This window comes from Halosimplex carlsbadense 2-9-1, assembly GCF_000337455.1.
Classification (GTDB): domain Archaea; phylum Halobacteriota; class Halobacteria; order Halobacteriales; family Haloarculaceae; genus Halosimplex; species Halosimplex carlsbadense.
In genome coordinates this window covers 29,562-43,256 of sequence record NZ_AOIU01000006.1, presented here as the reverse complement: position 1 = coordinate 43,256, position 13,695 = coordinate 29,562, and the positions used below count along the sequence as shown (strand labels likewise).

Annotated in this window: 11 protein-coding genes; 3 read left to right on the top strand and 8 right to left on the bottom strand. The window is 68.3% G+C overall.

What is annotated here, in order from left to right; genetic code table 11:
- Positions 1-27: 27 nt before the first annotated feature.
- The 3 genes from C475_RS02570 to C475_RS02560 form a co-directional block, all read right to left on the bottom strand.
- Positions 28-1,257 carry a GNAT family N-acetyltransferase gene (locus C475_RS02570; protein ID WP_006882196.1) on the bottom strand — a complete coding sequence of 410 codons (1,230 nt, stop codon included), beginning with the start codon at positions 1,255-1,257 and terminating at the stop codon, positions 28-30.
- A 597-nt stretch (positions 1,258-1,854) separates the two neighbouring features.
- Positions 1,855-7,647 (bottom strand): LAGLIDADG family homing endonuclease, encoded by a 5,793-nt coding sequence (locus tag C475_RS24820; protein WP_006882195.1) that lies wholly within the window; start codon positions 7,645-7,647, stop codon positions 1,855-1,857.
- A 46-nt stretch (positions 7,648-7,693) separates the two neighbouring features.
- Entirely contained in the window at positions 7,694-8,116 is a 423-nt protein-coding gene (locus C475_RS02560) for a PPC domain-containing DNA-binding protein (protein WP_006882194.1), read from the bottom strand.
- 174 nt (positions 8,117-8,290) lie between these two features.
- Between C475_RS02560 and C475_RS02555 the strand changes: the two genes are divergently transcribed.
- On the top strand, positions 8,291-9,073 hold the full coding sequence (locus tag C475_RS02555; RefSeq protein WP_006882193.1) for an SDR family NAD(P)-dependent oxidoreductase: 783 nt from the start codon (positions 8,291-8,293) through the stop codon (positions 9,071-9,073).
- A 37-nt stretch (positions 9,074-9,110) separates the two neighbouring features.
- Here the strand turns inward: C475_RS02555 and C475_RS02550 are convergent, their stop codons facing one another.
- The 3 genes from C475_RS02550 to C475_RS02540 all read right to left on the bottom strand — a co-directional run bounded on the left by C475_RS02550 (position 9,111) and on the right by C475_RS02540 (position 11,412).
- The gene (locus tag C475_RS02550; RefSeq protein ID WP_006882192.1) at positions 9,111-10,010 is read right to left on the bottom strand and encodes an FAD binding domain-containing protein; all 900 of its coding nucleotides are present in this window, start codon (positions 10,008-10,010) and stop codon (positions 9,111-9,113) included.
- 1 nt (position 10,011) lies between these two features.
- Complete coding sequence (locus C475_RS02545) at positions 10,012-10,545, bottom strand: (2Fe-2S)-binding protein (RefSeq protein WP_006882191.1); 534 nt, start codon at positions 10,543-10,545, stop codon at positions 10,012-10,014.
- 84 nt (positions 10,546-10,629) lie between these two features.
- On the bottom strand, positions 10,630-11,412 hold the full coding sequence (locus C475_RS02540; RefSeq protein ID WP_006882190.1) for a class I SAM-dependent methyltransferase: 783 nt from the start codon (positions 11,410-11,412) through the stop codon (positions 10,630-10,632).
- 126 nt (positions 11,413-11,538) lie between these two features.
- Here C475_RS02540 and C475_RS02535 point away from each other — a divergent pair, with 126 nt between their 5' ends.
- Both C475_RS02535 and C475_RS02530 read left to right on the top strand, forming a co-directional pair.
- The gene (locus tag C475_RS02535; protein ID WP_006882189.1) at positions 11,539-12,312 is read left to right on the top strand and encodes a creatininase family protein; all 774 of its coding nucleotides are present in this window, start codon (positions 11,539-11,541) and stop codon (positions 12,310-12,312) included.
- A gap of 39 nt (positions 12,313-12,351) precedes the next feature.
- Entirely contained in the window at positions 12,352-12,651 is a 300-nt protein-coding gene (locus tag C475_RS02530) for a hypothetical protein (RefSeq protein ID WP_006882188.1), read from the top strand.
- 25 nt (positions 12,652-12,676) lie between these two features.
- Here the strand turns inward: C475_RS02530 and C475_RS02525 are convergent, their stop codons facing one another.
- Together C475_RS02525 and C475_RS02520 are read right to left on the bottom strand one after the other, a co-directional pair.
- Positions 12,677-12,958: a hypothetical protein gene (locus C475_RS02525; RefSeq protein ID WP_006882187.1), complete on the bottom strand. Its 282-nt coding sequence runs from the start codon at positions 12,956-12,958 to the stop codon at positions 12,677-12,679.
- A gap of 39 nt (positions 12,959-12,997) precedes the next feature.
- Entirely contained in the window at positions 12,998-13,567 is a 570-nt protein-coding gene (locus tag C475_RS02520) for a hypothetical protein (RefSeq protein ID WP_006882186.1), read from the bottom strand.
- Positions 13,568-13,695: the final 128 nt, after the last annotated feature.

Sequence of the window (13,695 nt, the reverse complement as noted above, 5' to 3'; positions counted from 1 at the left end):
CTCGTCCTGCTTCCACCGGCGGGCCCGTCAGAAGAACGTCCGCAGGTACACCCGCTCGGGCGGGAACAGCGCCGTCAGGGTTTCGGCGACCGACTCCTCGACCACCGAGAGGTCGCCGACGCGGCGCGCGGCCGCCGCGTCGTGATACCCGACGACGAGTTGCGAGAGCGTCCCCGCGTCGAGGGTCGCGTCGGCGCTCGTCGAATCGCCGTCGGCGACCGCGACCCGCTCGCACTCGCCCGTCCCCTCCTCGACGGTGAGCCGAAAGCGACCGTCGTTCCACTCGGCCCGCTCGTCGGTGACGCGGACGGTGAGGTCGGCGCTCGCGGTCTCGGGATAGGGGCAGGCTTCGAGCGCGTCGACGACGTCGACGACGCGGACCATCGGCCCCGTCTCCACCTCGCAGCCGACCGCGTCGGGGTCGTCGACGAGGTCGAGGAGATCCGTCCGATCGTCGCTCTCGAAGCGGATATCCGTGGTCTGGGAGTCGTGGTCGGCGAGGAAGCCGAGGAGGCCGAGCCGCGCCTCGTGGTCGACGGCGGCCATGTCGTCGACCGCCAGCCGTCGTTCGCCGAACCCCTCGCCGTCGTCCTCGAACGTGTATACGAGATACCCCCGCGGCTGGCCGTCACGCTCCCAGACGTACGCCCACGGGCGGTCGTCGCCGCCCTCGCTCAGGACCCGCTCGCGCCACCACGTCTCCGAACGCCGCTTGAGCGCGAGCGTCGTCGCCTCGGCGGCCGTCTCGTGGACCGACTGCAGGGCGCGCCACTCGTCGGGTTCGACCGGCCGAGCGCGCCCCTGGGCCGCCCCGCGGGCGAACGCCAGTTGCTCGGGCGGGCAGGTGTAGGTGGTGGCGGTGTTGGCGGTCGCCCAGCCGAACTGTTCGTAGTACGACCGCGAGAACGGCCACAGCGCCGCCAGCGGGTACTCGCCGCGCCACCGATCCAGGGCGTCCTCGACGAGAGCGGCCACGTGCCCCTCCCGGCGGTGTTCCGGAGGCGTCGCGACGGCGGCCAGCCCCGCCAGCGGCACCCACTCGCCGCGGAGGTTCGCTCGGAAATCGTAGTGGCCGCAGATGCTCACGAGGTTGTCGCCGACGAACGCCCCGTAGCGGTCGGCGATCCGCTCGGGCTCGTCGTCGTAGGTTCGGGGCCCTTCTTCGGGGTGAAACGCGTAGTCGACGATCCGGCGAAAGTCGTCGTAGTGGTCGGCCGAGAGGGGAGCCACTGCGGGAGCGGACGCGTCGTCGGTCATACGTCCGTTCGGGCGACGCGGCCCGATATAGCTTCGGTCGCGAGAGCGATAGCGGTCGGTACGGCCTGTGAGTTGAGTTGTGGATTCTGTTGGACGTGTCGCGGAATGAAGTCGAACGACAGCGACCGCACTTACCGGTGACAGCACGCGATGAAAGCCCTCGGCCCGCTCGCGGTCACCTGAGTGACATATCCGCGCTCTCGGCACCACCCGCGCGGATAGGGGTCGCTCAGGCGACCACGTAAACGCGAGCAGGGCGGTCGGCTCCGCCGACCGCCGCAAGCCGTGGCGGCTGCGCCGCCACGCGCGCCTCGTCCGTTCAGTCCACCGGGAGAGCACGCTCTCCCGAGCCCGCGCGAACGCTGTCGCGCGGACACCAGGAGCCGCAACCGCCCCGCACAGCACCGCAAACAGCCACATGCCTCTCCAGCCGATTCCTTCGCTCGCTATGCTCGCTCAGGTATCCCTCGCGCGACTACCGGCGCGCATGAACGCGCGCCTCAGCACGCGCCGCGGTTGATTGCTACGTCTATCGCCTGCACCGAGCATCCCCCGCCGCTGGCACACGAAAACAGCCCTCGCCGGGAACGATGGTCGCTACATGAAGTCGGCGATGCCGGACTGCTTGTTCGTGTCGTCCTCGAAGACGCGGTTGATCGACCGTTCGAGGACTTCCAGCCGCTGTTTCGTGTAAGTGCGACAGCCGAACTCCTCGGCGACCCGCGTCGCCGTCTCGATGTACTTGTTGACCGACCCCTCGTGGACGGTGAGGTTGACGCGGCCGCCACACTCCCGGCAGTCGCCCGACAGCGGCATCCGGCGGTACTTCTCCCCGCAGTCCAGACAGCGCACGTCCTGTCGCGAAAACGCCCGGAGGTTCCCGATGAGGTCGGGCAGGAAGTGGTACTCGATGATGCGCTCGGCCACGTCCGTCTCGTCGACGGCGCGAATCTTCCGCGAGAGGTTCAATTGGGCGTCCATCTTGTCCTCCATCGACCCGAGCGTCTTGTACGCCGACAGATCCGGCCCGGCGGCGATGTTGGTGGTGTCGTGGGTGTGGTCGAAGCCCGTGTACTCCTCGTCGGTGCCCAGCGTCTCCTCGGCGATGGTCATCACGTCCTCTACGTCTTCTGGGTCGGCGAGTTCCCGGGTCGCCTCGTAGAACTCCTTCGGGTACTCCCGCATGATGTCGACGTTGTGCGCCTCGTCGTCGATCTCGGCGGGGTCGATCCGCGAGGACATGACCAGGGGTGCGTCCATCGAGTTGTGGGCGTACAGCCAATTCGCGGTGAACACCGGATCGCCGCCGACCTGCAGGTCGTAGAGATACCCGTCGTAGTCGACGCGCTCGATGTCGGTGACTCGGAGGTACGAGAGGTCGCCATCGACGATCGGTCGGATCTCGTCGAGTTTCGCCTCGGCTTCCGGCGGGAGATCACGCGTTTCGAGTGCGTCGACCATCTCCCCGAGTTTCTCCAGCGAGACGTTGTCGCGCCGGAGGAGGTACTTCGGAATCGTTTGCTTCACGCCCTCGATGTCCATCTCACGGAGATCCATCAGCGCGTCCGGGATCGAGACAACGAGGCTCTTGGGCTGGTAGGTCTCCTCGCCGTTTAGAATCCTGTGGAGCGGGTTGTCTTCGGCGCCGCCGGATACCGTCACCGTATAGATGTCCTGTCTGTTCCCCTCGCGATCAGTCCGTTCGGAGACGTTTGCGACGAGCCCGAGCCGGTGGAGCAGGAAGACGACCCCGTCTTTCACGTCGTCGCTGGTCGTGTGGAACGCGACCGTGGTGACGTTGTCGTCGGTCTTGTCGCTCCCGTCACCGGCGATGAACCCGCGGAGGAACTCGATAGCCACCGCACGCGGGGCGCGCAGGATGCACTCGGGAACGACTTTCTCGCTCGAATCGTACGAATCCGCGTCCTCGAAGCCCAGAGCGTAGAGTACTTCGCGGAACACGGCGGGGAAGCGAAGTTCGTAGGAGCGATTCGACCACCGACGGCCCGGTTCGATACCGAACTTCTGGGTCGCGATTTCTGAAGCGCGGTCGATCAGTTCCTCGTCGGCGTTGTGGATACACGGGTTGAAGCTCGACGTCGACCCCTCGGCAACGAACAGTCCGAGGAACCACGCGAGGTCCTCGTCGACCTCAATCGTTCGAGTGATACCCGTCTCCGAGCCAGTGAGACCCACACTCACATCGTCCGGAACTTCGAAATCGGTCGTCTCGAGGATCGTCTCCAGGCGGTCGAGCGATATCTTGGTCTTCGAGAGCCGATATGATAGCCCGGAGTTGAACGCTGCGTGGGTGTCACTCCCGTGTTCGGTCGATTCCCACACGGTCCGTAGCAGGTCCTCGACGTGGTCGTCGATGACGACGTAGGGCTCGTCGACGCACTCGGCCACATCGATCGTCGTCTCGGTCGGTTCGATGCCCAGTTCGCGCGGCGCGACGACGAGGTCACCGGCTTCGAGCTCCGCGCCGGCTACCTCTTCGATCCCGTCGTCGTACCGGAAGAGGCTGTGGTGTTCGGTGATATCGAGCGACCGGCCGAACTGTGTCTCGATCCGGAGGAGTTGTTCGTCGTCGTCCGCCCGATACCGAATCGCCTTCTCGATGGGTTTCAGGGACGCCTCGTGCTCGTCGTCGAACGCGTAGGTCTGCCAGCCCTCGGCGTAGCAAGTCCGTTTGCGGAATTTCCCATCGGCCTCGATCGGTGATTCGAGTTCGTCCCAGAACTCGTCGAACGTCATGAACTGAACATCGCCGTCGGGGTCGACGGCGACGAGTTGGGAATCCTCGGCGACGCTCCCGCCGCGCTGGTCGGGGAGGTACTGTCTGCTGAAGTTCAATAGACCGTCCATCAGGAGCATCACGCAGTCCTCGTCTCCGTCGCATTGCGCGGCATGAAGCCCGTTCGCGACGAGACTGTGCGTGTCTGCAACTGTGAGGCAGTAAGTGTGGTCGACATCGGCTGGGACGTACTCGACTCGTTCCACTACTTCAACGTTCGGCGATCCGCCGTCGACGGCTGTCGCGCTGGGTTCTGTGTCAACACCGAGTCCGTCGGGCGATCCGTCGAACCGTGGTACCTCATCGCCAGCTGACAGTTCGTGAGCCTCGCATTCCGTTTTTCGCCCCTCCCAGCGGATCATCGTGTGATCGGGCGTCACCGTCACGGACTGACCGCTCTCGGTGACGACACGGACGAGATGATCCGGCGATGGATGCTTCGAGACTGCCTCGACCGACTTCACCACTTCCCGACCGTCGGCCGTGAGTGACGGGACACTGATCTCCCCGTCCATCTCCTCGACGAGCGCGCCGAAGTCGTCCGTCTCTGGGTCGTCGAGTCGCTCCTCGACCAAGCGTGCGATGGGTTCGTGACGCCACTCGCCTGCCTCGTCCTCGTACCATACCTTCGTCTCCGGGTGGAAGCAATTCCGGCGCTTCGCGGCGTGGAAGTACGGATGTGCGTACCCAACTGCTGCTGTCGTAAATCCGACAACACGCCCGACTGTCGCGGCGCTGGTGTGGGGCGCCATCCCGAAGACGAGTTCGCCCACCAGGTCGTCGCGCTCCTCCAGGTTGTAGAAGGGCTCTAAACCGTAGTAGGATTCGAGCAGGTCGTCGACGAAGTCGGCGGTCTTGAGCATGTGCTCGGCGGCGCCCTCCGAGAGGACGACGTCCTGGACGTTCAGCTCGACGAGCTGGTCGTCGTGCTGGAGCGGCTGGCCGTGGATGTCCGCCTCGTAGCCCAGCGCCCGGAAGGCGTCGGCGGTCACGTCCAACTCGGAGGGGCGGACCGCCGTGACGGGCAGGTCGGTCATGTCGTAGCGGACGGTGCCGTCCTTGAACGCCGAGACGCCGTGTTTCGCCCGGAGGATGCCCTTCTCCATGGGTTCGGGCGTCTTCTGCTCCGAGGAGAGCCCCTTCACCGCTTTGAGCGCGTCGTAGGCGGTGGGGCGCTCGTTGAGGTTCGCGAGCGCGGACTTGAACTCCGCGTTCACGTCGACGACGGTCGTCTGGGTGGGGCGGGCAAGAGTCTCGCAGCGCGAACATTCGGCGCGGCCGGACTCGTCGGGTTCGACCTCGTGGTCGCAGTCCGGGCAGACGTAGACGGCCTCGCAGACGCCGCCGCAGTCGGGACAGCGGGGCTTGTACGTCCGTTCGCCGCAGTCGGTACACTCCTGGCGGCCGACTTCGAGTTCGATCTTCCCCTGGCTGTCGTCGTAGCTGTCGCCGGCGACGGCGGCGTCGCCGACCTTCCGCTGGGAGCCGCCGGCCTCGCCGATGGGGAACAGCGTGTGGACCGCCGGCGAGAGGTCGCGCTTCTCGGATTTTTCCGGGCGGCCCATCCGGTTGCCGATGCGAGTGGGCGCCCGTTCGCGGACTTCGAAGGGCGCGATCTCGTTGACGGCGAGGATAGCGTTGGCGCCGTCCTCCGTGGAGGCGGCCGACGATTCGAGTTGCGCGTCGCTGGCCTCGCCGCCGCCGTACGCTCGCGCGCGTTCCGAGAGGTCGTCAGGGGTCCACGACCGTTCCAGCGAGTCGTCGAAGCCGAGCGTCCGGACGAGCGGTCGCCAGTCCGGGATCACGAGCGTGTCCTCGGTCTGGGTGTGTTCGACGAGGAGGTGCTCGACGGCGTCGCATACCTCGGGTGAGCGCGGGATCACGAGGTCGCCGGCGGCCGCGGCGCCGGCGTCGCGGTCGTGGCCGTCGGTCGCGGCGTCGTGCTGGGCCTCGCTCGCGCCGTCGTCGTCGCGGTCGTCCGGGTCCCGCACGACCGCACCATCGGTCTGCGCGATTCTCCCCTCGTCGACGGCGTCGGCCAGCGCGCACACCTCCTCGACCGACAGGTCGTGCCAGCAGTAGGTGTATTTCGGGTGCAGCGGCGCGTCGTACGCCTCGACCCACTCCAGCGCCTCCTCGGCGCTCGGGTCGGAGAGATCAACGTCCAGGGAGTCGCGCATCGCCTGCACGTCCGCGCCGGCGTCGTCGAACTCCTGGGCCCACCACTCGACCGTGTAGGAGGCGGGCGCGAGCGGGTGGTTGTTCTCGACGAACTCGCCGTAGTTGACGAGGTACTCGCCCAGGTCGATCACCTTCTCGACGCCGTTGCGGACCGCCAGCGCCTCCTCCGGGTCGTCGATGCGGCGGACTTCGCCGTTAGCCAGGCGGACCGTCGGGCCCTCGATGGTGTCGACGGGAACGACGCCGGCGGCCTTCCCGGGGCGCTCGGTCTTGATCTGGGTGCCCGTCGCGAGGAAGTCGTCGACGAGGTGCATCGTCGCCGGGTGGACGCCGGCGGTCGCGTTCCCGTGGTTGCGCGCTCGGCCGTAGCGCAGGCGAAAGCCCCCGGCCTCGCTCGGGTGTGAGAACACCGGCCGACCGGCGATGAGGTCCCGCAGGAACTTCTTCGAGGGGTCCAGCCGGGGCGGTCCCGCGGGTTCGTCGCCGTCTCCCTCGCCCTCCCCGGGGTCGTCGCCGTCGTCCGTCGCTTCGCCGTCCTCTCCGTCGTCGGCCTCGTCATCGCCGTCGTCTTTCCCTATCGTGCCGTCGATGAGGTCCTGCAGCCACGGCCAGTCGACCTCGTCGAGATTTCGGGTGTAGCGCTGGATCTTCGGCGCTTTCAGCGCGATCCCCTCGGCCATGACGAGACACATCCCGCCGCGGGTGGAGTTGGAGTCGATCCGCTCCAGATCCCGATAGCCCGAGACCTCCTCGTCGCCGGTGGCCTCCCCGTCGAGCATGATCGGCATGTGCTCGGCGATGAACTTGCTCTCCTTCTCTTTCGGGGTGTACTGCAGTCCGGTCTCCTTGTCGTAGAGGTCGATCTCCTCGGCGTAGCGGCCGATCTCGTCGTCGCGGGCCTTGTACTGGTCGATGCCGAGCATCGCGCGGGCGTAGTCGGCGACGAGGACGGAGAGCGCCTGCGCGGTCCCCCCGGCCGAGCGGATCGGGCCGGCGTAGTAGACGTTGACGAACTCCGTGCCGTCGTCGTTTTCGAGAATCTCGACGCGGTCGATCCCCTCGATGGGCGCGGCGACCACGCCTTCGGTGAGCAGCGCGACCGCGGTGCGGACGGCGCCCTCGACCTTGCCCGCCCGGGAGTCGTAGTCTCCCACGTCGCCGTCGACGAAGTCGGAGACCAGTTCGAGCGCCGCCTCTTCGCGGCTCATCTCGCCCTCCAATTCGCGGACGCGCTCGGCGACGCCGTCGATGCCGAGGATGTTCTCGACGCGGTCGGCCATGTCGCGAGCGACCGGGATCTCGACGCTATCGGTGGGGTCGTCGCCGCGCTCGCGGGCCGCCTCGGCCACGTCGAAGGCCTCGTCGAGCCCGGATTCGAGCCGTTCGAAGTAGCGTTCGTCCTCGGGTTTCATCCTCGCACCTCCAGGGTCATCGTGCCTCGTTCATGTGTCGCTCCGCTCACAGGGGCCACAGGTCCAGCGCGGTCTCCTCGTCGTACTCCCGTTCGAGCGCCGCGTCGAACTCGCGGACGTACAGCTCCCCGGCGAAGACGGTCGCGCTGTCGAGGTGTCCGGCCAGCGTCGTGCCGTCCTCGCGCGAGAGGACGGCGTGGGTGTGGGCGAACGGCTCGCCGTCGAGGTGGGAGACGTTGCCGACGCAGGCGGCCATCTCCAGCGGCTCGTCGAAGCGCTCGGGGTAGTACTCCTCGTCGTCCTGGTCGTAGTAGAGGATCTCGGCGTCTTGGACGGCCCCGAGGCCGAAGAAGAACGCGGCGTCGACGCCCTCGTCGGCGGCGAAGGCCTCGATCTGGGCCCGCCAGTCGCCCCCGTGTTCCAGGCGGGCGACGAACTCGCGGGCGCCTTCGACTTCCAGATAATCCATACGTCTACGAGGGACGGCCGCCACAAAAAACGTTCCGAGCGGCGCCGCGAGTCGGCGTCCCCGGTCGGCGTGACTTCGGTCGGCACGGGTCCGGCGGCGTCGGCCCGACCCGAGCGGCGGCGAGCCGTTCCCCCACCGCCGGGCTTGAAGACGGCGGGATTCGAACCAGGCGCCATGGACCTCGACCTGTCAGGGAAGACGGCGCTGGTGACCGGCGGCGGCCGCGGCAACGGCCGCGCGATCGCCCTCGAACTCGCCGAACACGGTGCCGACGTGATCGTCAACGACCTCGACGAGGACGTGGCGAACGACACCGCGGCGACCATCCGCGACCGCGACGACGACAGCGACGCCGTCGGCGTCGCCGCCGACGTGACCGACGAGGCGGAAGTCGAGGCGATGGTCGAACACGGCGTCGAGGAACTGGGGAGCGTCGACATCCTCGTCAACAACGCCGGCGTGGGCAACGCCGGCCCGTTCCTCGACGAAGGCCACGACGACGACTTCCGGCTCAACATCGAGGTCCACCTCTTCGGGTCGATCAACTGCACCCGCGCCGTCGTCGACGGCATGATCGAGGACGGCTACGGCAAGATAATCAACATCACCTCGATTCACACGAAAAACGGCGTCGGCCAGTCACCCCAGTACGACGTGGGCAAGTACAGCCTGCTCGGGCTCACCAAGAGCCTCGCGCTGGAACTCGGCCACGAGGGCATCCGCGTCAACGCCGTCGCCCCCGGCTGGGTCGACACCCGCATGACCGAGGGGTTCTCCGAGGCCGTCACCGAACAGATCGAGGATCTGAACCCCCTCGGGTACTTCGCTCAGCCCGAGGACATCGCCAACGGCGCCACCTTCCTCGCCTCGCCCGCCGCCGACTACGTCAACGGCCACGAACTCCGCGTCGACGGCGGCCAGGTCCCCATCCCCGACTGGCGGCTCGACAACCGGTAGGACGACCGTTTCGACTGCCCGCGAACACGCCCGCCGCTCATGCCGTCAGGGCGTCGTCGTCGACCCGCTCGGCGGCCGTCTCCAGCGCGCGAGCGACGTACGTCTCCAGTAGCTCCCCGCGGAATTCGCCGGAGGCGTAGGCGTCCGAGCGCAGTCGCCCGGGGTCGATATCGACACGCGCCTCGCTCGCCGCGGCGTCGATGGCCGCCGAGTCGAGCGGTCCGTCGACGAGCGACTCCTCGACGGCGGGCAGGCGAACCGCCCGGTCGACCGCGCCGGTCGCGGCGACGCGCGCCCTCGAAACGCTCCCCTGGCCGCCCGGGCCGTCCGTCTCGACGACGGCGGCGACGCCGACCATCGCGTAGCCCGTCGCCGGGTGGGTCTTCTTCGCGTACGCGAAGCCCGCCTCGTCGGTGTGCGGGATTCGGACGCCCGTGAGGAGTTCGCCCCGCTCGACGGCGGTCTCGCCGTCGCCGCGGAAGAAGTCGGTGACCGGGACCTCCCGCTTGCCGTCGCGGTCCCGCAAGAGGACGACCGCGTCGCTCGCCAGCGCGGCCGCCGGCAGGTCCGCGCCGGGGTGGGCCGCCGCCAGGTTCCCGCCGATCGTCCCGCGGTTTCGGATCTGGGTGTCGCCCACTTCGCTCGCTGTCTCGGCCACCAGCGGGACCGTCGAGCGGACCGCCCCGGCGTCGACGAGCGTCGCGTAGGTCGTCAGCGCGCCGACAACGGTCCGGTCGTCCAGCGCGTTGACCGCGTCCAGCGCGGGCACGTCGAGGTCGACGACCACGTCCGGTTCGCGCCCCTCGGTCTTCATCGCCGGGACGAGGCTGTGACCGCCGGCCAGGATCTCCACGTCCGCGTCGCCGTGTTCCTCTAGCAGGTCCAGCGCTTCGCCCACCGATTCGGCCCGCTCGTAGTCGAATGCGGCCGGGAACATCTCAGTCCTCGGCCTCCGGCCGCGGCGCGCCGGTTCGATCGTCGGGTTCGTTCGACTCGCCCCGCTCGTCGGCGAGCCGCTCGGCCGCCGTCTCGACCGCGTCGACGATGCTCCCGTAGCCGGTACAGCGACAGACGTTGCCTTTCAGGGCCCTGCGGATCTCCGCCCGCGAGGGGTCGGGGTTCTCGTCGAGCAACTGGTGTGTCGTCGCGAGCATGCCGGGCGTGCAGTACCCGCACTGCAGGCCGTGTTCGTCGTGGAACGCCCGCTGGACGGGGTCGAGCCCGTCGTCGGCGTAGCCGGCGGCGGTCGTCACCTCGCTCCCGTCTGCCTGGACCGCCAGCACCGTACAGGACTTGACCGCGTCGCCGTCCAGCTCGACCGTGCAGGCGCCACATTTGCCGCTCTCGCAGCCGACGTTCGGCGCCGTGTAGCCCAGTTCGTCCCGCAAGGCGTGGACCAGCAGCGTCCGCGACTCGACCGTCAACGCCTCGGTCGTTCCGTCTACCGTCAGAGAGATGTCGTGTGTCGACATGAGAGGGTGATCGCTTGTCCCGACAACGGCGGCGAGCGAGTAAAGTGTTGGTCCCGAAAACGGGGCGGCGACGCCGGACGGCGCTCACTCCCCCGTCTCCAGGATCCCGACGTAGTCGCCGCCCGCCGGGTCGAGCCCCTCCTCCGGTTCGATCGTATCGACGAGGGCCCACGGCGTGTCGCTCGCCAGCTCGGCCATCGTGTCGGGCGCGGCCATCAGGTAGTCGAACCACGGCGTCGCGAGGCGCTCGTGGCGGACGCGCATCCGGAGCGCACCTGGGAGGCGACCGCGCTCGCGATTCTTCTCGTGGTAGGTCAGGTGGGCCTCGTCGTCGGTCGCGACCGGGTCGCGGCTCTGGGCGACGAGCGTCGCGTCGTCGGCGGCTACCGCCGCCAGTCCCCGGAGGCGCTCGGGCGCCGTCTCGGCGGTCCCGACGAGCCCGAAGTTGTTGCCAAGCATCAGCACCGTGTCGAACGTGCCGGGGTCGAACGCCTCGGCCACGTCCGCCACGTCGACCACGCGGGCGTCCTCGACGCCGCGCTCGCGGGCCACCTCGACGGCCCCTTCGGACACGTCGATCGCAGTCACGTCGTGGCCCCGCTCTTGCAGGGCCAGCGCGGCTCGACCCGCGCCACAGCCCACGTCGAGGACGCGACCCTCGACGCGGTCGATCGCGCGTCGGTCGGGCTCGGGCCACTCGTCGTAGTCGGCGAAGTAGAACTCGCCGCCGGCGCTGACCCCGACCCAGCCGTCGTCGCGTTCGATCAACTCGGCGGCTTCGCCGGTCTCCTGGTAGTTCCGGAGCATCGCACCGAGTGCGTCACCGGTCTCCGGCGTCGGTGCCTCGCCCGTCTCGCTGTCGTTCATACGGGCCGATCGATTCCCCGGAAAATCAGTGACAGGGGTGGTGTGGCAGCCGATAGCATACGAGTCGACGCGGGCGATACCGCCGCGAGGGAAACAGTAAGGGCGGGGCGGTCCTCGGGGTGAGACATGTACCTCGGAGACCGGACCTGGCCGGAACTGGGCGAGTACTTCGCCGAAGAGTCGCTGGCGCTCGTGCCCCTCGGCTCGACCGAACAGCACGGCCCGCACCTCCCCGAATCGACCGACCACCGCATCGCCGAGGCGCTCGCCCGCGAGGCCGCCGACCGGACGGGCTATCTCTGCACCCCGACGATCAACGTCGGCGTCAGCCCCCACCATCGCCAGTTCAACGGCACGATGTGGGTCGACGCGCCTGTCTTCCGCGACTACGTCGAGTCGCTCACCCGGAATCTCACCTACCACGGGATCGACCGCGTGGTCTTCGTCAACGCCCACGGCGGCAACGTCCAGCATCTCCGCGAGGTGGGTCGCCGGGTCCGCGACGACGAGGTCGCCTACGCCGTCGAGTGGATGTGGGACGAGTCCATCCCCGATCTCGTCGACGACCTGTTCGAGTACAACGGCCCCCACGGCGGCCCCAAGGAGACCGCGATGATGCTCCACATCGACGACCAGCTGGTCCGCGAGGACCAGTTCGAGCGCGCCCGCGACGAGGGCATCCGCGACGTGGCGAACTTCGAGGGGCTCCGGAAGCACGGCGCCCGCACCTTCTACGACGCCATCGACAACACCGAGAGCGGCGTGCTGGGCGACCAGACCGACGCGACCCGCGAGAAGGGCGAACAGCTGTTCGAGGCCGCCAGCGACCAGCTGGTGAAACTCGCCGAGTGGCTCGACGACCAGCCGTTCGAGGACCTGATGCCCCGCGACCACGTCTAAGTCGCAAGAGACAGCTGGGACGATTCCGATCGCCCACACATGAGCGACGACGACTTCGAAACTGAACTGGCCGACGCGTTCGAAGACGAGTTCGACGCCGACGGAGCGGCCGCCGCGACGGCCGCGGAAAACGCCGCGGCGTTCCGCGCCGACTTCGACGAGGATCTGACCGCCGAGGACGTGCTCGACCGCGTCGAGAGCCACACCGGCGACTTCGAACACCGGTTCGACTACGCCGTCGGCGACCTCGCGTCGGAAAACGACGACTGCACCGACTCCCGCGAGTACCGCATCGCCGGCTACGACCCGATGGCCGCCGAGCCGAACCAGGGCTTCTGAGCGGTCGGTTCGGCTCCTCGTCCGGCTACTCGACGGCGTCCAGCCGGCGCTCCATCGCCGCCAGGTACTCCGCCGCGGCCTCGGCGTCGGCGGGCTCGTCGCCGGTGTCGAGCAGGTCGACCACTCGCTCGCAGCCGTGGCGGAGTTCCCGCTTGAACTCGCCGTCGGGGAGCTTGTTACGGACGACCGAGGCGGCGCTCGTCACGCTCTCCCGCGCGGTGTCGCGGTCGTCGTCGGCGAGCGCGCGCTGGCCCTCGGCGAACAGCTGCGAGAGCACCGTCCGCACGTCCGTCGGCAGGTCTTCCACGCCCGTACGTTCGGGGTGGGCGGCAAGTGTCTTTGGGGGTCAGAGCGAGTCCGCCGAGCGGACCCGCAACTGCGCATCCACCGGGTCGCCGTTCACCCGGAACGGCTCGCCGTCGTGTCCGGTGAGGTCGTACGTTCCGGTCGCGAGTTCACCGATCCCGTCTCCGGTAGTCGCGTCCTGGCGGAGGGAGTAGGTCGATTCGACCGATTCTCCCGGCCGTAGTCCGGTCGTGAAACCGACCCTATTCACCAGGCCGATGGTGTAACCCTCCGTCTCGACGCCGTCCGACCGCTCGTACGCCTCGTTCCAGAGCGTGATACTGTTCGCCGTGTCGACTGCCTCCGCGACGAGAATCCCGAACGGTGCCGGCGGTCCCGCCGTGACCCCAACCGATTCGTCCCCCGTGTTCTCGATAGTCAGGTGGAGGTCGGCGATCACGTCTTCGGCGTTCGGATACTCGACATCGAAGGCTATCGAGTACCCCTCCGATCCCCCTCCGGTCGTAACGTCGACCGTATACTCCCGCTGGCTCGTCCGTTCCGCACCCGGTGCAGCCGCACAGCCGCCGAGCGATACGGCCACCGCGGAGAGCAGTTCCCGTCGCTGCATCGGGCCTCACGACTCGATGGACGGATAAGTGTCTTCCCGTTGTCCCTTCGCCCCGAATAACTCCGCCTCGTTGGAGCGGGCGCGGTGGGTTCCGGTTCTCCGGCGACACGCGACCCCGATAGCAACGA

Bases quoted from the DNA above. Each gene is read 5' to 3' on its own strand.
- C475_RS02560 (WP_006882194.1), bottom strand. From the start codon at position 8,116: ATGGATTATCTGGAAGTCGAAGGCGCCCGCGAGTTCGTCGCCCGCCTG.
- C475_RS02540 (WP_006882190.1), bottom strand. From the start codon at position 11,412: ATGAACGACAGCGAGACGGGCGAGGCACCGACGCCGGAGACCGGTGAC.
- C475_RS02530 (WP_006882188.1), top strand. From the start codon at position 12,352: ATGAGCGACGACGACTTCGAAACTGAACTGGCCGACGCGTTCGAAGAC.
- C475_RS02550 (WP_006882192.1), bottom strand. From the start codon at position 10,010: ATGTTCCCGGCCGCATTCGACTACGAGCGGGCCGAATCGGTGGGCGAA.
- C475_RS02535 (WP_006882189.1), top strand. From the start codon at position 11,539: ATGTACCTCGGAGACCGGACCTGGCCGGAACTGGGCGAGTACTTCGCC.
- C475_RS02545 (WP_006882191.1), bottom strand. From the start codon at position 10,545: ATGTCGACACACGACATCTCTCTGACGGTAGACGGAACGACCGAGGCG.
- C475_RS02520 (WP_006882186.1), bottom strand. From the start codon at position 13,567: ATGCAGCGACGGGAACTGCTCTCCGCGGTGGCCGTATCGCTCGGCGGC.
- C475_RS02570 (WP_006882196.1), bottom strand. From the start codon at position 1,257: ATGACCGACGACGCGTCCGCTCCCGCAGTGGCTCCCCTCTCGGCCGAC.
- C475_RS24820 (WP_006882195.1), bottom strand. From the start codon at position 7,647: ATGAAACCCGAGGACGAACGCTACTTCGAACGGCTCGAATCCGGGCTC.
- C475_RS02555 (WP_006882193.1), top strand. From the start codon at position 8,291: ATGGACCTCGACCTGTCAGGGAAGACGGCGCTGGTGACCGGCGGCGGC.